At 60.8% G+C, this 18,520-nt stretch carries 19 protein-coding genes; 4 read left to right on the top strand and 15 right to left on the bottom strand.

Translation table 11 applies throughout. The features are described 5' to 3' along the window. Positions 1-7 precede the first annotated feature (7 nt). Positions 8-850 carry an ABC transporter substrate-binding protein gene (locus tag HA630_RS22340; protein WP_166837841.1) on the bottom strand — a complete coding sequence of 281 codons (843 nt, stop codon included), beginning with the start codon at positions 848-850 and terminating at the stop codon, positions 8-10. A 233-nt stretch (positions 851-1,083) separates the two neighbouring features. Between HA630_RS22340 and HA630_RS22335 the strand changes: the two genes are divergently transcribed. From HA630_RS22335 to HA630_RS22320, 4 genes are all read left to right on the top strand, one after another. Further along, positions 1,084-2,151: an ABC transporter substrate-binding protein gene (locus tag HA630_RS22335; RefSeq protein ID WP_166837839.1), complete on the top strand. Its 1,068-nt coding sequence runs from the start codon at positions 1,084-1,086 to the stop codon at positions 2,149-2,151. Between the two features lie 69 nt (positions 2,152-2,220). After that, positions 2,221-3,060 carry an ABC transporter permease gene (locus HA630_RS22330; protein WP_166837837.1) on the top strand — a complete coding sequence of 280 codons (840 nt, stop codon included), beginning with the start codon at positions 2,221-2,223 and terminating at the stop codon, positions 3,058-3,060. A 29-nt stretch (positions 3,061-3,089) separates the two neighbouring features. Then, positions 3,090-3,881 (top strand): ABC transporter ATP-binding protein, encoded by a 792-nt coding sequence (locus HA630_RS22325; RefSeq protein WP_166837835.1) that lies wholly within the window; start codon positions 3,090-3,092, stop codon positions 3,879-3,881. A gap of 12 nt (positions 3,882-3,893) precedes the next feature. Continuing rightward, positions 3,894-4,457 (top strand): tetratricopeptide repeat protein, encoded by a 564-nt coding sequence (locus tag HA630_RS22320; RefSeq protein WP_166837833.1) that lies wholly within the window; start codon positions 3,894-3,896, stop codon positions 4,455-4,457. On the opposite strand, the gene chrA is transcribed toward HA630_RS22320, so the two are convergent. From chrA to HA630_RS22250, 14 genes are all read right to left on the bottom strand, one after another. After that, positions 4,422-5,630 carry a chromate efflux transporter gene (gene chrA, locus HA630_RS22315; protein WP_166837831.1) on the bottom strand — a complete coding sequence of 403 codons (1,209 nt, stop codon included), beginning with the start codon at positions 5,628-5,630 and terminating at the stop codon, positions 4,422-4,424. The two genes, HA630_RS22320 and chrA, sit on opposite strands and share 36 nt — an antisense overlap. A gap of 4 nt (positions 5,631-5,634) precedes the next feature. Continuing rightward, positions 5,635-7,155 (bottom strand): FAD/NAD(P)-binding protein, encoded by a 1,521-nt coding sequence (locus HA630_RS22310; protein WP_166837829.1) that lies wholly within the window; start codon positions 7,153-7,155, stop codon positions 5,635-5,637. 275 nt (positions 7,156-7,430) lie between these two features. Further along, positions 7,431-8,711: an NAD(P)/FAD-dependent oxidoreductase gene (locus HA630_RS22305; protein ID WP_166837827.1), complete on the bottom strand. Its 1,281-nt coding sequence runs from the start codon at positions 8,709-8,711 to the stop codon at positions 7,431-7,433. A gap of 22 nt (positions 8,712-8,733) precedes the next feature. Next, positions 8,734-9,042: a c-type cytochrome gene (locus tag HA630_RS22300; RefSeq protein WP_166837825.1), complete on the bottom strand. Its 309-nt coding sequence runs from the start codon at positions 9,040-9,042 to the stop codon at positions 8,734-8,736. A 79-nt stretch (positions 9,043-9,121) separates the two neighbouring features. After that, positions 9,122-10,417 carry an O-acetylhomoserine aminocarboxypropyltransferase/cysteine synthase family protein gene (locus HA630_RS22295; RefSeq protein ID WP_166837823.1) on the bottom strand — a complete coding sequence of 432 codons (1,296 nt, stop codon included), beginning with the start codon at positions 10,415-10,417 and terminating at the stop codon, positions 9,122-9,124. A 64-nt stretch (positions 10,418-10,481) separates the two neighbouring features. Continuing rightward, positions 10,482-11,285 (bottom strand): ATP-binding cassette domain-containing protein, encoded by an 804-nt coding sequence (locus HA630_RS22290; RefSeq protein WP_166837822.1) that lies wholly within the window; start codon positions 11,283-11,285, stop codon positions 10,482-10,484. A 5-nt stretch (positions 11,286-11,290) separates the two neighbouring features. Further along, a complete protein-coding gene (locus tag HA630_RS22285) occupies positions 11,291-12,265 on the bottom strand; it encodes an aliphatic sulfonate ABC transporter substrate-binding protein (protein WP_166837820.1) in 975 nt (324 codons plus the stop codon). Between the two features lie 40 nt (positions 12,266-12,305). Continuing rightward, positions 12,306-13,154, bottom strand: coding sequence for an aliphatic sulfonate ABC transporter permease SsuC (ssuC, locus tag HA630_RS22280; RefSeq protein WP_166837818.1), 849 nt, complete (start codon positions 13,152-13,154; stop codon positions 12,306-12,308). A 15-nt stretch (positions 13,155-13,169) separates the two neighbouring features. Then, on the bottom strand, positions 13,170-14,339 hold the full coding sequence (gene ssuD, locus HA630_RS22275; RefSeq protein ID WP_166837816.1) for an FMNH2-dependent alkanesulfonate monooxygenase: 1,170 nt from the start codon (positions 14,337-14,339) through the stop codon (positions 13,170-13,172). Positions 14,340-14,361: 22 nt separating this feature from the next. Next, positions 14,362-15,330 (bottom strand): sulfonate ABC transporter substrate-binding protein, encoded by a 969-nt coding sequence (locus HA630_RS22270; RefSeq protein WP_166837814.1) that lies wholly within the window; start codon positions 15,328-15,330, stop codon positions 14,362-14,364. A gap of 151 nt (positions 15,331-15,481) precedes the next feature. Beyond that, a complete protein-coding gene (locus tag HA630_RS22265; RefSeq protein ID WP_166837812.1) occupies positions 15,482-16,408 on the bottom strand; it encodes a CysB family HTH-type transcriptional regulator in 927 nt (308 codons plus the stop codon). 21 nt (positions 16,409-16,429) lie between these two features. After that, positions 16,430-16,645: a molybdopterin-binding protein gene (locus tag HA630_RS22260; protein WP_166837810.1), complete on the bottom strand. Its 216-nt coding sequence runs from the start codon at positions 16,643-16,645 to the stop codon at positions 16,430-16,432. A 189-nt stretch (positions 16,646-16,834) separates the two neighbouring features. Then, a complete protein-coding gene (gene ssuE, locus HA630_RS22255; RefSeq protein ID WP_166837808.1) occupies positions 16,835-17,431 on the bottom strand; it encodes an NADPH-dependent FMN reductase in 597 nt (198 codons plus the stop codon). A 33-nt stretch (positions 17,432-17,464) separates the two neighbouring features. Further along, entirely contained in the window at positions 17,465-18,478 is a 1,014-nt protein-coding gene (locus HA630_RS22250; RefSeq protein ID WP_166837806.1) for a sulfate ABC transporter substrate-binding protein, read from the bottom strand. Positions 18,479-18,520 lie beyond the last annotated feature (42 nt).

Below are 18,520 nucleotides of genomic sequence, written 5' to 3'. Positions count from 1 at the left end.
CTTCACGTCAATGGCAATCGGGTCCGGTCTGATCGAAGTAGACCTCAAAGGCAACGCCAGACGCCCACGTCTGCTGTCGCCTTGACCAGTGAGAAGCGGCAGCCAGCGCAGTGACCGCCGTTTGTACTGGCGCGTGAAGTTCGCGACGCTCCTTGGACAGCAACGCAAACATCCGGGAGGGAGCCACCTCCGGCAAGACGGCAGAAAATTTGACCCATTCCTTGCGGCGCCGCAATGCTGCCAGCTGGCGCTCATCCAGGACGGCGGCCTGGCAGGCACCCGTGCGCACCGACACCAGTGCCTGTGCCGCAGAAACGTGTGTCGTCAACCGCCCGCCCACCTGGTCGGCCTGCGACAGGGCCCGCGCATTGCCCTGCACGGCGCATACCGTCAGCCCTTCCAGCGCGTCCCACGTACGCACCTCGGCGTCCGAACGCATGACCACACCCAGCCCAGATGTGTACCCAGTGAACAGCGCCCGCAACCCCGAATCGATGCGGTCAGACGGAGAACGGCGGCTGATGACCACATCCACCTGCTGCTGCCTCAGGGCACTGGCCAGCGCTTCAACAGGCATAGGCACCAAATTCACCTCAACCCCCAGCTGTGCAGCCAGTTCATTGGCGAATACCGCCTCAAAGCCCTCGCCGGTGTAGTCACGCTCGCCGTTGCGGATGGGCAAGGCCAGTGGATCAACACCCACCCGCAATACCCTGATGTTCGATGGCAACGCAGGCGCAGCACCCGTAGAGGCAGCCGCCAGGGCCATGACACCCAAAACGAGCAACACGATCCAGGCACCGTATCCAGCCAGTCGGCTTAAACGCAGGGTTGACATCTTCCAGTCCATGAATGCTTCGCAAAACAGGTGAGGACAACAAATTGAAGCAAGAACAAGGACGAAACCCGCTTGCAGAGACTGCATTGTGCGAACGCCAACGCCGCCCGTGTGGATCGATTTGCGGATATCGATCTGCGCTGCTCTTCGGCACATATCCATACCTGTTTTGCTTCGTTGGCAGCCTCGCCCCGACCCACAAGAATGGGGATTCATTCCTCTCAAACACACCTACCGGAGAAACCATGAAACACACCGTCACCCAGCGTTTCAGCGCCATCGCGGCCGTGGTGCTGGGACTGCTGAGCCCCATTGGCCATGCCAACGCGGACGTTCTGCCCTCCATCAACCTGCAACTCAGCCCCTGGACCGTGGTGGCACGTGCCAAGGGCATCTTCAAAGAAGAGTTCGACAAGGTCGGCACCAAAGAGGTGAACTTGATTGCCTCGGGTGGTGCCGAGCTCATCGGCGCTGAAACCGCTGCGGTGAGCAAAGGGGCCATTTCGATCGCTCAGCGCATGATCTACCCAGCCACTGTCCACCGCGCCAATGGACTCGATGGCGTGATCGTCTGGGCCTCAGAACCGTCCAACCGCTACCGTGCCCCAGTGCTTGCAGCAGCGTCCAACCAATCGGTCAACAGCTTGGTCGATTTGGATGGAAAAAAATTCGGAAGCAGCCGCATCAGTTGCTATTGGTCGGCTCCCACCGAGGCCCTCAACTCAGTGGGTCTGCCGCTGGACACCCGTCAAAAAAAGGGCCGCGTGCGTTATGAGTCCATCGACAACCCCACTGTCGCGATCTCGGCCGTCATCTCTGGCGCCACGGACGCAACCACGGTGCATCTGGCGGCGGGCAACGCGACGGGCGCCTGGTTGTCGGGCAAACTCAAGGTGGTCGGCCACACCCCTGACGATGGCGTGTACGTCAACCACGCAGGGCGCGTCACTTATTTCGCCAAACGCGAATTTGTCAATAAGTACCCCGAGGCTGTAAAGGCCTTCCTGGCATCGCGTGAGCGCGCCATGGAATGGGTCCTCAACAACGTGGACGAAGCCGCCAAGATCATTGCCAAGGAAACCCGCGTCCCGCAGGAAGTCGCCAAATTCCAGATCACCCACCCAGGACAGTGGGAGTTCATGCAGGGCGAACCCAACGCCGATCGTGCACGCACATCCATCAAAACCTTCATTGACTGGTACATCAAGCAAGGCGATGACATTCTGGCCGAGCGGAGCCTGACCAACACACAGGTAGACAGCTTTGTGGACGGCCGGTTCTTCGCCGGTGGCACCCACTCGATCTACCGCTGATCTCCACCCGCCTGTGCGGCGCCGTTCGATCCCTGCGCCGTTTTTTCATTGTCACCCTGCTCTCCCAAGATGAACACCTGGACCCAGACACCTCCCACCCCGATTGCGAGTGCCACCGGGCCGAAACAGTTTGCACCGTTCAAGAATTGGCTTGCCCCGGGCAAGGCCATCGGCTTGATCCTGCCCGCCATTGTGCTGCTGCTGTGGCACCTTGCGGCCACCCGTGGCTGGATCGATCCGGTGTTTTTGCCAGAACCGGCCAAGGTGCTGCAAGCCTTCGTCAAAATGCTGACAGAGCAAGACTTGTTGCTGGACTTCGTCGTCAGCCTGAAGATCGTTTCGCAGGGCTTTTTGTACGGCGCCTCAGCAGCTGTGGCGCTGGGTGTGGCTGCGGGGTTGTCCCAGCGCTTTGAACGTTTCCTCACCCCCACGTTCGACACGATTCGACACATCCCCGGGATTGCCTGGTTCCCCCTGATCGTTCTCTGGCTCGGGCTGGGTGCGCCAGCGAAAGTGCTGGTGATTGCCAAGACGGTGTTTTTCCCAGTCTTTCTGAACACGCTGCAGGGCATTCGAAGTGTGGACAAAAGCTACATCGAACTGGCCGAGGTGATGACACTTTCGCGCTTCCAGCTGGTGCGCAAGATCATTCTGCCTGCGGCCACGCCCACCATCATGGTGTCGCTGCGCTATGCGGCCGGGCTGGCATGGGCCTTGGTCGTTGTTGCCGAAGGCCTGAGCGGTCTGGAGGGACTGGGATTCCTCATTTTCCGAGCACAAGGCTTGCTGCTCACCGATCAATTGCTGGTCTGCATGGTAGTGATCGGAGTGGTGGGATTCGGAATCGACCGAGGCATGTACCTACTGCAAAAGCGCGTGTTGCGCTGGAAACAGGGCTACGAAGGCTGAGCGGTCCATTTTTTCACAGGAGTTTTCACATGGCCGAACCCGGTCGACTTGAAGTCAAGTCAGTTTCCAAAAGCTATTTCGTTCCGGGCAGACCGCGCCTGGATGTGTTGGCCAACGCCAGTTTTGATGTCGAGCCCGGTGCATTCGTCTCACTGGTGGGACCCAGCGGCTGTGGCAAGTCCACACTGTTGCGACTGATTGCCGGTCTGGACCAGGACTACAGGGGCGATATCCTGTTGCACGGTGAACGCATTGGTGGCACCAGCCTCAACCGTGGCATCGTGTTTCAAGACCACCGGCTGCTCCCCTGGATGACCTTGGAGCAGAACATTGGGCTGGCGCTGGAAAACTCGGGATGGTCCGAGAAAAACAAAAAACGGGCCATCACCGAACACATCGATCTGGTGGGTCTGCAAGGCTTCGAGAAGGCCTACCCTCACGAGCTCTCGGGCGGTATGGCGCAGCGCGGTGCGATTGCGCGTGGCCTGGTGGGACGACCTGAAATACTCTTGCTGGATGAGCCCCTAGGGGCATTGGATGCGTTGACTCGGGTGCGGTTGCAGGAGGAACTGCAACGGATCTGGCGGGTTGAGGGCGTTTCCATGATCCTGGTCACCCACGACGTCGACGAGGCGATATTCCTGAGCGACACGGTGGTGGTCATGAGCGCGCACCCCGGGCGCATCGTCAGGCAAGTACAGGTCAGTTTGCCCAGCCCACGCGACCGAGTCAGTCCGGAGTTTGCTGCATTGAAACGTGAAATCCTCTGGGCAATGGGTGAGGCCGACGGCCTCCGTGCACCCGAACCTGCCTACGCTTGAGCCGTCAATTCCATGAAGTGCAACATCGGGCGCTTTTGCGTGCTGTCAATCTGCAAGCGGTGTGTTGCGGTACTGGGTGTTTTGCCCATCACACTGGCGGCGGCTGGTGCGCCGCCGTCCGATGACCTACCCGACCTGTCTGCTGTGCGCGCCATGGTGTACAGCGCAGAATATCCCGCCGCCGTGGCAGAGCTGGAAACGCTGAGCCAGCAGGTTCAGCACGCCGAGGTATTCAACCTGCTTGGTTACAGCTTACGCCAACTGCGGCGCTACGATGAGGCGGCCAGCGCATACCAGCAAGCCCTGCTTTTCGATCCAGCACACCGCCCTGCCCTTGAATATCAGGGAGAGTTGTACATTGCGACCGGTGACTTGGCACGCGCTCGTCAGAACTTGCGATACCTGGAACTGTTGTGCGGCAAAGAGGGCTGTCTGGAACATCGGCTGTTGCAACAAGCCATTGATCGAGCAGCGTCTCTCATCCAACCACGACCCACCCATACCCACCAACACCGGGTTCCTAGCGGGGGGTTGGAGCGCTCAGACCAACCACCAGCCCACCAGACCACCCAATAGCGCCACCAACACCGGCGACATACGCTGGTGCAGCAACAAAACCAACGCACCCAGCGACAAGGCAACATCCGTTGGCCCATGAATGGCACCCGTCCAAACCGGGTCGTACAGGGTAGCCAATAAAACCCCGACCACTCCCGCGTTGACGCCTGCCATGGCCGCGCGAGCGCCTGTGCGCAACCGCAAGGCATCCCAAAAGGGCAAAGCGCCGACCACCAGCAGCACGGCGGGCACAAAGATCACGAACAGAAACACCAGCCCACCCGCCCAACTTGGCCAAGGTCCGCTCATGACCGCGCCCAAGTAGGCAGAAAATGCAAACAATGGGCCGGGCATGGCTTGCACCGCTCCATAGCCTGCGAGGAAATCCGATAACGCTACCGCTCCACTGGGAACCACCGTGGACTGCAGCAGCGGCAGCACCACATGACCGCCGCCAAAGACCAGCGAACCTGCCCGATAAAAGCCATCCACCAACCGCCAGACCTCTGCACCAGAAACCCAGGACAACACGGGCAAGCCCAGCAACAGCGAGCCAAACAAGCCCAACGCGACAGCGCCCAGACGGCGTGACACGCCACTGCCTCGTTGGGCCACCCGCATCGATTGCCCTGGAGTCAACAGCTGCCAGCCTGCGCAACCACAGACGCCCAGAGCGGCCATCTGGCCGATGACGGAGGGCATGCACAGGACCAATAAAGCTGAGAAACCCGCCAACCCCAGGCGCAATCGGTCCGGGCAAAGTGTCCGGGCCATCCCCCAAACCGCTTGCGCCACCACCGCTACCGCCACCACCTTCAGACCATGCACCGCTCCCGACAGCGTCAGAAGGAGCCCCGATTTCATGGCGTAAGCCAGTGCAATCAGAAGCACAGCGGATGGCAGTGTGAAACCGACCCACGCCAGGAACGCGCCGAGCCACCCAGCACGGTGCAGGCCCAGCACCAGTCCCACCTGACTGCTGGCTGGACCCGGCAAGAACTGGCAAAGCGCAACCACATCGGCATACCCCTGGTCGTCCATCCACCCTCTGCGCTGGACCAGTTCGTGACGGAAATGGCCCAGATGAGCCACCGGCCCTCCGAACGAGGTCATGCCCAGTTTCAGGAAGACCAGCAGCACCTCGATGGCCTTGCCCTGTCCCGCAGATTTCGTGTGAAAAACGGTCGGCATGTGGTCACACCTTGGCGCAGGCGACAGAGGCAGGGCCCCCTGACTTGGATGTCGAGCCGGATACCAATGTTTGCCAAACATCGGGCAGCAGCCGGTGAATCTGTGCCGCGATGTACATCGCTCCCGCGGGATCGCCAAACGTGCCCAGCGTCGGCGGTCCGATCACCCGCAGGCTGGGCTGTGCTTGTCCGTTCGCATCCACCGCACGGCAATTCGCGTCCACGCTGTAACCGACACCACAGGCATCAACCTGCAGCCTGCCTGAGCGCACCAGAGCGCTGAGCAAGGGATTCGCTGCGGTCCTTGCAGCCACATCCAGCCCAGTGCAATTGACAACCGCATCGAATTGCTCCTCCGACACCTCATCTTTGCTTGAGCGACGTGAACGCACCAGCAGACCGGGTCCTCCGGCCATTGGTTCGACCGAGAGCAAGCGCGCTGCTCGGAGGTACACCTGCCCCCGAGCCAATGCGGCGTTGACGATGGCTTCAGTGGGCGGCGGCGAGCGAAAGCGATGCACGTCGTACCAGGTACGCAATTTCCCGAGAAAGCGTCTTTGCTGTGTTTCGGGAAGCCGAGGCCAAAGCTGCCAGACGGTATCGCGCAACTCGTCAAACGCCACGTGCCAGCTCCGCCCTAGTGCCGCATCTTCACGAATGCGTACCCGCAAAGCCTTGAGCCAGGCCCGCAAAGTAGGTGGTGCCTGGGTGATGAATGCAGGCGGCTGATTGAGCACGCGGTCCAGCAATTGTCGGCCTGTGGGCTGTTCCATCGGGACGTTGTGCGGCGCCTGTGCGCGAGGACGAAGGCCCCGGCGCGACAACACCACGACAGGGGCTTGATGACCCTGGCGCCGCAGGGTGGACAATACATCCAGCGCCGTCAATCCGCTGCCGATCACCAGCACGCGTGCTTCGACGGGAATGCCCGCCAGGCGCCAGGTTTCAAGCGGATTGGCGATCACCGCTGGGTGGCGCTCAAGACACTGATCCAAAGGTCTCTGCAGTCGAGGCACGGCATTCCCAGTGGCCAACAGAACAACATCGGCGGGTGAGGCGTGTCCTCCAGAAGTCATCACCTTGACGGATTGCCCGTGAGACACCACATCGATAGCTGTGTCGCGCAAGACTTCAATGGTGGAACCGGTTGCAGGCCACACGGAATGAGCACGCAATGTGTCCTCCAGGTAGCGGCCAAACTCAGACCGTCGCACGAAAGCGGCGCCGCTGGCCTGCACGGCATCGGGATCGCGCTGAAAAACCCCTTGTGCTTCGCACCAGCGGAGAAAGTGAGCGCCCTCGGTCGGATCGACCGAATGGATCCAGGCCGGCCCGTTGAGCCGGTGGTCGGGGTCACTGGTCGAATAGGCCAACCCAGGCCCGACCCGTTCACGCGACTCGATGAGCGTGATCTCCAATGGAAACGGGGCGTGACGCACCAACTGCACGGCGGCACTGACACCTGTAAAACCGCCGCCCACGATGGTGATGCGGCGAGGTGAGGAGGATGGGTTAGACGAAGTCACGGCGAACCTGAAAAGGTGGAGAACGGAGACCCAACGACCAGCTCAAAGGCCGGATGTGGGAAACGGTCAAAACTGCAAACCAACCCAAGCAGGCTTCGATGGCGACTTGAGATGGAGGCGCTGCATGCCCGGGACATCCCGCCACAGCAGACGCACGGTATGTGACTCTGCAGGACCCAAATGGAACTGCCAATAGTCCGACCCGCCGGTGGGGGGCCAGAGGACCATGAGCGTGATGAAGCTTGAATGGTCCTCAACCGGGAGGAAAGGCGGGCTTACAACAGCGCGTCGGCCCAGATGTTTTTGGCCCAAGAACGCGCATACTGACCTTCCAGCGCATTGGCCTGCCCAGACAAACCACCGGCCCCTTGCACCGGGAGCAAGGTCTTTTGTTCGGCACTCCACTTGTGGACCGAAGCCACATGAACCACCTCTTCGGCCGACACAAAGCTGTAACAGGTGTTGGCAATGATGGGTTCGGGATTGACCGGACGCCCTTGGAGTAGTGCTACCACCGCATCCGCCGCCACTTTTCCGTGGTTGTTGGCCATGAAACCCGATTTAGGCATGCCCGGAGCCGATGCGGTGGCGTCACCCAGTACATGAATGCCGGGCACCGTTGTGGACTCGAAGCTCCGAAAATCCACACCCACCCAACGGCCAGAGGCAGGCGCCAGGCCAGCCACCCTGGCAATCTTGCCAGCCTGTTGAGGAGGCACGACGTTCAGCACATCTGCCCGCACCTTCTCCAGGGTGGTTTCAATGGTTTTGCCCGACACATCCACGGTGACCAACTCGCTGTTGGCCCGGTAATCCACAATGCCTGGGTAGCGCTCGCTCCAGGCTTTCAGGAACAAGGCTTTCTTGGACACGATGTCGGGGTTCGCGTCCAGCACAATCACTTTGGACCTCGGTTTGTGCGTCTTGAAGTACGAAGCCACCTGGGCTGCACGCTCGTAGGGGCCGGGTGGGCAGCGGTAAGGCACTTTGGGGATGTGCAAGGCATACACCCCGCCATCGGGCAGCGCTTCCAGCTGGCGACGCAAGGCGACGGTTTGGGGACCCGCCTTCCAGGCATGCAACACCTGGGCCTGCGCCGCACTGGTCTGCAAACCCGGCACCAAGTCGTACAAAAAATCAATGCCCGGTGACAGAATCAGCCGGTCATAGCGCAAGGTGTCGCCTCGGGCCAGGCGCAGCTCCCGCTTCTCGGGGTCGATCGCGGTGGCTTCGTCACGCACCACCCGCACACCATATCTCCGGGCCAAGGTGTCGTAGCCGGTGGTCAGGTTTTCGATACGCTCATGGCCTCCCAGCACCAAGTTGCTCAGAGGGCACGAAACGAATGCGCCTTCGCGCTCCACCAGTACCACTTCGATGTCTGGCGCCCACAATCGAATGTACTTGGCGGCGGTGGCGCCGCCAAAGCCACCTCCCACCACGACCACCCGGGCCTTGGGTGACGTTGGCGTGGACGCACAGCCGGCCAGGGCTGAAGCCATGGCTGCAGCGCCTGCAGACAGCAAAAACGAACGGCGAGGAATGTGGAAGGTCATGGGGTGCTCCTGGTCGCAGGTGTCAGCGGGACTGTTGGGCGAAATGTGCCGCGATGCGCTCGAGTTCGGCATCGGTGTAGCCCTTGGCATGCTGGTGCATGACTGTGGCAGGCAGTTGGTCGCGCTTGAAGGCCAGCAACTTTTGCAGCAACGCCGCCTGACTTTGCCCTGCGAGGGATGGAATGCCGGTGGACGCGCCTTGACCCTGGGTCCCGTGGCAGGCAGCACAGGACGCTGCCCAGGCCCTGGCTTGTACATCAGCGTTTTGTGCGGCCGCCAAGCCACTGGTCAGCACAATCAGGGTGGCCAAGCAGGAAGAGAAAGTTTTCATGGTCTTTGCGTGAAGGGAAGGAATGGATGAAGCAACTGGCCGCAACACGCGGTGTCCCAGCACACGTCCGATCGAAGCCTCAAACGGCCGCCAGCGCCTGGTTCAAGTCGGCCAACAGGTCATCGACATGTTCGATACCTACCGACAGGCGCACCGCATCTTCCGACACCCCCGAACGGGCCAGCTCGTCGGGCGACAGTTGGCGGTGTGTGGTGGAGGCAGGGTGCGTGGCGAGTGATTTGGCGTCCTCAATATTCACCAATCGGGTAAACAGGCCCAATGCGTCCAGAAAACGCGCGCCCGCCGCCCTGCCCTCGCCTGCCGCAGCCTTGACACCAAAGGTCAGCAAGCCCGAGGCTTTGCCACCGAGGTACTTCTGCGCCAGTGCGTGGTCTGGGTGATCGGGTAAACCCGCGTAGTTGACCCAGCCCACTTTGGGATGCCTCTGCAGGAATTGCGCGACGGTCAGCGTGTTGGCGTTGATGCGATCCAGCCGCAACGCCAGCGTTTCGATGCCTTGCAGGATCAGGAAAGCATTGAAGGGAGATATGGCGGCACCGGTGTTGCGCAGCGGCACCACCCGCGCCCGACCGATGTAGGCGGCCGGGCCCAAAGCCTGGGTGTAGACCACGCCGTGGTAACTGGGATCGGGCTCGTTGAGGCGCTTAAAACGCGTCTTGTGCTGCGCCCATGGAAATTTCCCACTGTCGATGATGGCGCCGCCAATGCTGGTACCGTGGCCGCCCAGGTATTTGGTCAGCGACTGCACCACGATGTCTGCGCCGTGTTCGATGGGACGCAGTAGGTAGGGAGTGGCCACCGTGTTGTCCACGATCAAAGGCACGCCATGACGGTGTGCCACGGCCGCCATCGCCGCGATGTCGGTGATGTTGCCCTGGGGGTTGCCGATCGACTCCACGAAAATGGCCTTGGTACGGTCGTCGATCAAGGGCTCGAAACTGGCCGGATCGCGGTGGTCGGCAAACCGGGTCGTGATGCCGAACTGCGGCAAGGTGTGGGCAAACAGGTTGTAGGTGCCGCCGTACAAAGCGGTGCTGGCCACAATGTTGTCCCCCGCTTCGGCGATGGTCTGGATGGCATAGGTCACCGCAGCCTGCCCAGAGGCCAGCGCCAGCGCGGCAATGCCGCCCTCCAGCGAGGCAATGCGTTGTTCCAGCACATCCTGGGTCGGATTCATGATGCGCGTGTAGATATTGCCAGGAACCTTCAAGTCAAACAGGTCGGCACCGTGCTGCGCACTGTCAAACGCATAAGCCGCGGTCTGATAGATGGGTACCGCCACCGCCTTGGTGGTCGGATCGGGCCGGTAACCGGCATGCAGGGAACGGGTTTCAAACTTCCAGGAATCGCTCATGTGGTCACCTTGGGGGTTCAGGTTTCATCCTTGCAGCGCTGCCACTGGGCCGCACCGCACACACTCAAATGGCCCAGCGCAAGCCATGGGCCGACACACCAGGCCATGTGGCATCGGGGGCCGGTTCGTCAGGGATTTGCAATACCCGGTCGAGAATGCGCTTTTCGATGGCTGCAAAAGCGGCATCACCGCGGGAGCGTGGTCTCTGCAAAGCAATCCGTTCATCTAGGGCGATGACACCGTCTTCAATCAGAATGACCCGGTCCGCCAAAGCCACCGCCTCTTGCACGTCATGGGTCACCAGCAATGCGGTAAAGCCATGACGCCGCCACAGACCCTCAATCAGTTCGTGCATCTCGATACGGGTCAACGCATCCAGTGCCCCCAAGGGCTCGTCGAGCAACAAAAGCTTGGGCTCGTGCACCAGCGCACGGGCCAGGGATACCCGCTGTCGCTGCCCGCCCGAGAGCTTGGACGGCCAATCCGTCAAACGGTCGCCCAGTCCGACTTGTGTCAGTACCGCCTCGGCATCGCTGCGGCGTTCTTTGGGCAATCCCAAGGCCACGTTGTCCACCACCCGGGTCCAGGGCAGCAGGCGGGCATCTTGGAACATGATGCGGGTATCGCCTCGAAGTCCACTCACAGGTTCACCGTCGACCAACAAATGACCACTGCTGGGGTTGTCCAGACCCGCGACCAGGCGTAACAAGGTGCTCTTGCCGCAACCGCTGCGGCCGACAATGGCCACGAACTCGCCAGGCTCGATCACCAAATGGTTGTTGCGCAAGACTTCTCGTTGTCCGAAGCGCTTGGTCAAGCCGCGCAGCTCCAGCCGCTGACCCACTTTCGAAGGAATGGTTGCTGTCATACGGGTCACCCCAATGGCTTGAACAGCGCCACATCCAGCGCGTTGACACGGCGCGGCAGGAGCTTTTCAGCGAAAAATGCGTCCGCAATTTTTTGCTGTTCGGCCAGGTTTTGCGTGGTCACGGGCCGCACCGCGTAGCTGCGCCGGGTGTTGGCCTGCTCGACGATGGCTGCATCCAAACCCCAGAACGGAGCCAAGAGGGCGGCAGCCTCTTTGGGATACTGCTTGACCCAACGTCCGGTTTTTTCCAATTCGGCATACAGCACACCCAGGACGTCGGGTCGCGCTTGCGCAAAGCGTGTGCTGGCCAGGTAATAACGCTGGTAAGAAGCCAGTCCGGCGCCGTCGGCGAGCACCCGCGCACCGGCCTGCCGCTGGGCGGCCGAAAGGAAGGGATCCCATACCACCCAGGCGTCAATGGCGCCTCGCTCGAACGCCGCTCGGCCATCAGCGGGCGACAGATAGGCGGGGGTGATATCGGCGAATGTCAAGCCAGCTTTCTCAAGCGCAGCCAGAAGCAGGTAATGCACCCCGGCCGCTTTGGCAAAACCGACACGCCGGCCCTTGAGCTCTGCCACGGACCGGACCGGCGAGTCAGCGCGCACCAGGATGGCTTGCGCCGTCGGTGAGGGCGCTTCCTGGGCCACAAAGGTGAGTTGTGCGCCTGCAGCCTGAGCAAACACCGGCACCGTGTCCGCCACATCGGCACTGACGTCCACGTTGTCCAGGTTAAGTGCCTCCAGCAGCGGCAAGCCACTGGTGAACTCATGCCAGCTGAGCTTGACCCCCAAGGGTTCCAGACGCTGCTCCAGGGTGCCTTGCAAGCGCAACAGTGCCATCAAGGTGGAGGATTTCTGGTAACCCAGCCGAACGGTGCGGGTGGTTGGCCCCTGCCCGAAGGCCGCCCCCGCCGACAAAGCGGCGATGGCACCGAGCACATGGCGCCGCCCCATCACCCGAGAGTACAAAGTAGTTTTCATAATGAATAATCAGATGCAAAAGTCAGTCGAATAACAACCATCAAGCCGATTGGTAGCCCGGGTGCCAGCGCAACCAGTAGTGCTCGAGGCCGCGAGCCAGCACATCGGCCAGCTTGCCCAACAAGGCGTACAGAAGAATTCCCACCAGAACCACATCGGTTTGCAAGAACTCGCGTGCATTCATCGTCAGATAGCCAATGCCGGCCTGCGCAGAGATGGTTTCCGCCACGATCAGAATCACCCACATCAAACCCAGCGAGAACCGCAGGCCGACCAGGATGGATGAGAGGGCACCTGGCAGGATGATTTGGGTGTACAGCCCCCAGCGCGACAACCCATAACTGCGGCCCATCTCAACCAAGCCAGGGTCTACATTGCGGATGCCATGGAATGTGTTGAGGTAGATGGGGAAAAACACGGCCACTGCGATCAAAAAGAGCTTGGCCGCCTCGTCAATGCCAAACCACAGAATGACCAGCGGAATCAGGGCCAGTGCCGGGATGTTGCGCACCATCTGAACCGTCGAATCGAGCAGGTGTTCAAACAAGCGGACCGAGCCGGTCAGCAGGCCAAGCGCCAACCCCAAACCACCGCCAATGGCCAGCCCCAGCAAAGCCCGCTGCGCGCTGACCTTGACATGTGTCCACAGCTCACCCGATACCGCCAATGCCCAAAACGCGGAGAGCACATCCACAGGCGCTGGCAACACGCGAGACGACAACCAGCCCAGAGCCGATGCGATCTGCCAGACCACCACCAGCGCGACGGGCACCAGCCATGGGACCAATCGACGCCAGACCTGCTGCAGCCATCCCCAGGCCAGTCGGCTGGGATCGTCCCCATCGGTCGGCAATGGCGTGGTGGAAACTTCTCTCAACGTGACACTCATTTGCTCACCCTCCGCTCAGCTTTGGGAAACCCGCGGGGAATACAGGTTGGCCACGGTTTCCCCAAAGGGCCCCGTCAGCACCTGACCGGGCAACTTTTCCTGCAAGGGCCGTGGAAGCAGCGGGAACACCAATTCGGCAAATCGGTAGGCCTCCTCCAGGTGCGGGTAACCAGAGAGCACAAATGTCTCCAAGCCCAGTTCGGCGTACTCCTGAATGCGCGCAGCCACCTGCAGCGGGCTGCCCACCAACGCCGTACCCGCACCACCGCGCACCAAGCCCACACCGGCCCACAGGTTGGGACTGATTTCGAGCGATGCCCGATCACGGCGCGCACCCTGTGCGTGCAATGCGGCCATGCGACGCTGGCCCTGGGAGTCCATCTTGGCAAATGCAGCCTGAGCCTGGGCCACCGTCTGATCGTCCAGACGACTGATGAGACGGTCGGCAGCCTCCCACGCCTCTTGCTCGGTCTCCCGAACAATCACATGCAGGCGTATACCGAACTTGACCTGACGCCCATGTTTCGCCGCGCGGGCACGGACATCCGCCACCTTCGCAGCCACCTCGTTGGGTGGTTCCCCCCAAGTCAGGTAGGTGTCCACCTGCTCTGCGGCCAGGTCATGAGCCGCATCAGACGAACCCCCAAAGTACACCGGTGGATGCGGCCTCTGCAAAGGCGGAAACAACAACTTGGCGCCTTTGACCTGAAGGTGCTCACCCTGGTAGTCGAAAGCCCCCCCATCGTGGCTGCGGGCCAGGATTTCACGCCAGATGCGAATGAATTCGGCCGACTGTTCGTAGCGCTGGGCGTGGTCCAGAAATACCCCGTCTCCCTCCAGTTCTGCCTTGTCACCACCGGTGACCAGGTTGATCAACAGGCGTCCTCCAGAGAGTCGGTCAAAAGTGGAGGCCATGCGTGCAGCCAATGCCGGCTGGTGCAGTCCGGGGCGTACAGCGACCAGAAACTTCAGTCGCTGGGTCACCGGCAACAGACTGGCTGCCACCACCCAGGGGTCTTCGCAAGAACGGCCGGTAGGAATCAGCACACCTTCGTAGCCCAAGCTGTCGGCGGCTTGGGCCACTTGCTTGAGGTAATCGTGGCTCAATGCACGGGCACCCTCTGCGGTGCCCAGGTAACGGCTGTCCCCATGGGTGGGGATGAACCAAAAAATTTTCTGAGTCATGGTTTTCTCGAGATGGGGGGCTTCAGTACACCGAGGTCAGCGCTGCATCACGCACCACCACCCGGCGAGGAATCAACTTGAGCTCGAAGAACGTGTCTGCGATCTTTTGCTGCTGCGCGATCACGGCTTCAGTCAAGGGGGTCACACCAAACTGGTAGCGGCGCAGGTTCACCTCCACCACGTCTGCGTCCAAGCCCTGCTGGGGCGCGATCAGCGCCGCTGCTTGTTTCAGATTGGCCTTCAGCCACTGCCCTTGTGACACGAGTTCATCAAACAGCGCCTTGATGACCGTCGGGTTTTTCTCGACATAAGCGCGCTCACCCAGATAGAAGGCATAGTTGTTGACGGCGCCCTGGCCGTCCGCAAGGATGCGTGCGCCGATCTGTTTTTCGGCCGCAGCGAGGAACGGATCCCAGATGGCCCAAGCGTCCACCGACCCACGCTCGAAAGCAGCTCGAGCGTCGGCCGGCGCCAGAAACACTGGTTGGATGTCGCTGTACTTCAGCCCATGCTTTTCCAGAACCTTGACCAGCAGGTAGTGAACGTTGGAGCCTTTGTTGAGCGCGACGCGTTTGCCCTTGAGATCGGCCAGCTGGCGAATGTTGGAATCTTTCGGGACCACAATCGCCTCGGCTTGAGGCGCTGCTGGGTCGTTGCCGATGTAAACAAAGCGGGCATTGGCCGCCTGGGCAAAAATCGGAGGGGCTTCACCGACGAAACCGACGTCAATCGCGCCGACATTCAAACCCTCCAACATCTGCGGGCCCGCCGGAAACTCGATCCACTTGACCGAGACACCCTGGACAGCCAGCCGCTTTTCCAGGGCGCCTTGCCCTTTCAACAGCACCAGAAGACCTGCGGACTTTTGATAGCCCACACGCAACTCTTTGTTGCCCTGGGCATGTGCTGATGGCAACTGCCAGAAAATCAGAGCAACTCCGTAGAGGAGCGCGAAAATCCACTTCCAAACCGAGCGAACATTAAAAATCATTTGATCCTCGAAATCGTTGATTGATGCTTTGAAGACGAATCCTGTATCGGATATCCAATTCTTTCAAAGCAAGCAACACACGACAACGAAGAAAAACGCGTATCGATATATTTGTTTTGCGCATGAGGCCTTGGACCTCACACGCAAAGACTCAATGAGCTTCTATAGCCTGCAAAACCACATCGCGGGTCAATGTGGGGGCAAAACTCTCGATAAAGCCATAGGCAAATCCTGGCAACCACATGTTGCGCAAGACACCCAACCGTGTCACGTTGACCTGAAATAAATGGCCAGCATCGATGGAGCGCAGATGCGTATCCCGCTCGTCATCGACAGCGATCGACGCCACAATGCCCACCCCCATCTCGAGCTCGACATAGGTTTTGATCACGTCGGCATCCATCGCCGTCAAGACCACATTGGGCGACAACCCCGCTCGGATAAATCCATCATCGATGTGCGACCGACCCGTATAGCCGAGTTCGTAGGTGATGATGGGCCAGGATGCAAGGTCTTGAAGCGTGACTGCCCGACCCAGGAACAAAAGAGGATGACCTGGTGGAACCACAATACTGTGACTCCAGCGGTAACAAGGCAAGGTGACCAATTGTTCGTGACTGGCCAGGGCCTCGGTGGCGACACCTATGTCGGCCTCGCCCGAAATGAGCATTTCGGCCACCTGCTTGGGCGACCCCTGGTGCAAATGCAACGTCACTTTGGGATAATGCTCGCGAAAGTCTTTGACCACGTGCGGCAATGCGTACCGAGCCTGGGAGTGCGTCGCAGCGATCGAGAGACGACCGGAATCCTGGTGCTGCAACTCCTGACCAGCACGCTTGAGGCTCTCCGCATTGAGCAAAAGTCGCTCGATGATGGGCATGAGCGCCCTGCCTGCGGTCGTCAGTCCGACCAAGCGTTTACCCGCCCGCTCGAACAGCACGACACCCAACTCATCCTCCAGCTCACGCACCTGTCGGCTGACACCGGGCTGTGACGTGTGCAAGGCCACAGCCACTTCGGTCAGCTTAAAACCGCAACGCGCTGTTTCCCTGACTGATCTCAGTTGTTGAAAATTCATTCAATATTTCCAACGCAGCGGTCAGAGCTTGGCCAACGACACCTCGGTCGATTTCACCAGAGCCACCACCTCCGAGCCGATCTCCAAAGCCAGGGAGTCCACCGAGCGGGTCGTGATTACCGAGGTGACAATTCCCCACGGCGTTTCGACGTCAATTTCAGAAACCACATCACCCCGGATGATTTCTTTGACTTTACCCTTGAACTGATTGCGAACATTGACTGCTTGAATAGACATGTTTTACTCCTAAAAAATTGACGTGAGTCACACCAAAACAAAACCAAGAACACAGAAACACAGTGCCACAAGCGCATAGATGGAGCGTTCAACGAACGTCATCGCATCCGTGATGGGCCATCCATCCTCCGAATTGAAATCCACGGGTCCAACATCCTCAAACACCACGCACCTCCTGCGCGTTGCATCTCAAACACTGACCTGAACCGCAGCAAACGGCACCGGCGCAAACACGCCCGAAGGTGCGTGGCGCAGCCCTTCGCGCACCAGCAATTCAACGGCGTCGTCCAAACGGGCGGCTATCTCGTCGCCAATCTGGTACTGCCCGTCCTCGGACTTGGGGATCTGCGCATCGGTGGCGTACACCCCGGGCAGGATGTGCTGTGCCCCGAGCGACTGCAGCACAGGGCGAAGCGCATAGTCCAGCGCCAGCATGTGGTGAGGGCTGCCGCCCGTGGCCAGCGGCAACACCACCTTGCCCTTGAGCGCAGTCTGCGGCAGGATGTCCAGGAACACCTTGAGGACACCGCTGTAGGCGGCCTTATAGACCGGGGTAGCGATCACCAGCGCTTGGGCCGAAGCCACCTGGTCGATGGCGCGCACCACACTGGGGTGGCCCCAATCGGCCAGCAACAAAGCCTGGGGGGACAGGTCGCGGATGCGCAGCCGGTGTATGGCCTGTTGCCGTTCGGTCAAGCGCTTCCGCAGGCTTTGCTGTACCCGGTCGAGCAGGGCCGACGAACGCGAATGATCGGTCGGACTGCCGGCGACGAGCAAGACGGACATGGTGGACTTCTCCCTGACGGTGGTTCGGTGTGTTTACTTCTTGCTGTAAAGCTGGTCAAACACCCCGCCGTCGGCAAAGTGCGTCTTGGCCGCCTGGTCCCAGCCGCCGAACGCTTCGTCGATGGTGAACAGCTTGAGCTTGGGCAGTTGTTGGGCGTACTTGGCCTGGGCTTTGGCCGAGCGCGGGCGGTAGAAGTGCTTGCCGATGAGGTCCTGCGCCTCTTCGGTGTAGAGGAACTTCAGGTAGGCCTCGGCCACCGCGCGGGTGCCCTTTTTGTCCACGTTCTTGTCCACCACCGTCACGGCCGGCTCGGCCAGGATGGACAGCGACGGGTAGACGAAATCGACCTTGCTGCCGAACTCCTTTTCCAGCAGGTAGGCCTCGTTTTCCCAGCTCAGGAACACATCGCCCTGGTTGCGCTGCGCGAAGGTGACGGACGAGCCGCGCGCGCCGGTGTCGAGCACCGGCACGTTGGCGTACAGCTTCTTCACGAATGCCTGCGCCTGGGCGTCACCGCCGTATTTGCGCTTGGCGAATTCCCAGGCGGCCAGGTAGTTCCAGCGCGCCCCGCCCGAGGTTTTGGGGTTGGGGGTGATGACCTTGACGTCCGGGCGGATCAGGTCGTCCCAGTCCTTGATGTTCTTGGGGTTGCCAGCGCGCACCACCAGCACGATGGTGGAGGTGTAGGGCGTGCTGTTGTGCGGCAGGCGCTTTTGCCAGTCTTTGGGGATGTAGCCACCGTTGTTGTGCAGGGCGTCGGTGTCACCGGCCAGGGCCAGGGTGGCGACGTCGGCGTCCAGCCCGTCGATGATGCTGCGCGCCTGCTTGCCCGAGCCACCGTGGCTCTGCTTGATGGTCACGTCCTGACCGGTCTGGGCTTTCCAGTGTTTGGCAAAGGCGGCGTTGACCTCGACGTACAGCTCGCGGGTGGGGTCGTAGGAGACGTTGAGCAGCGTGAGCGGGGCTTGCGCCTGGGCCAGTGGCGCCAGGGAAGCCAGGCTGGCGACAGCGGCCAGGGCGGGCAGGAAAGTGCGGCGAGAAAACATGAAAGCTCCGTGGGGGTGGTTCGGTGGACCGAATCATCCGCA

The sequence above is a fragment of the Aquabacterium sp. A08 genome, assembly GCF_011742065.1.
The sequence above is the reverse complement of the archived record's forward strand: the minus strand, read 5'-3'. Positions and strand labels throughout refer to the sequence as shown.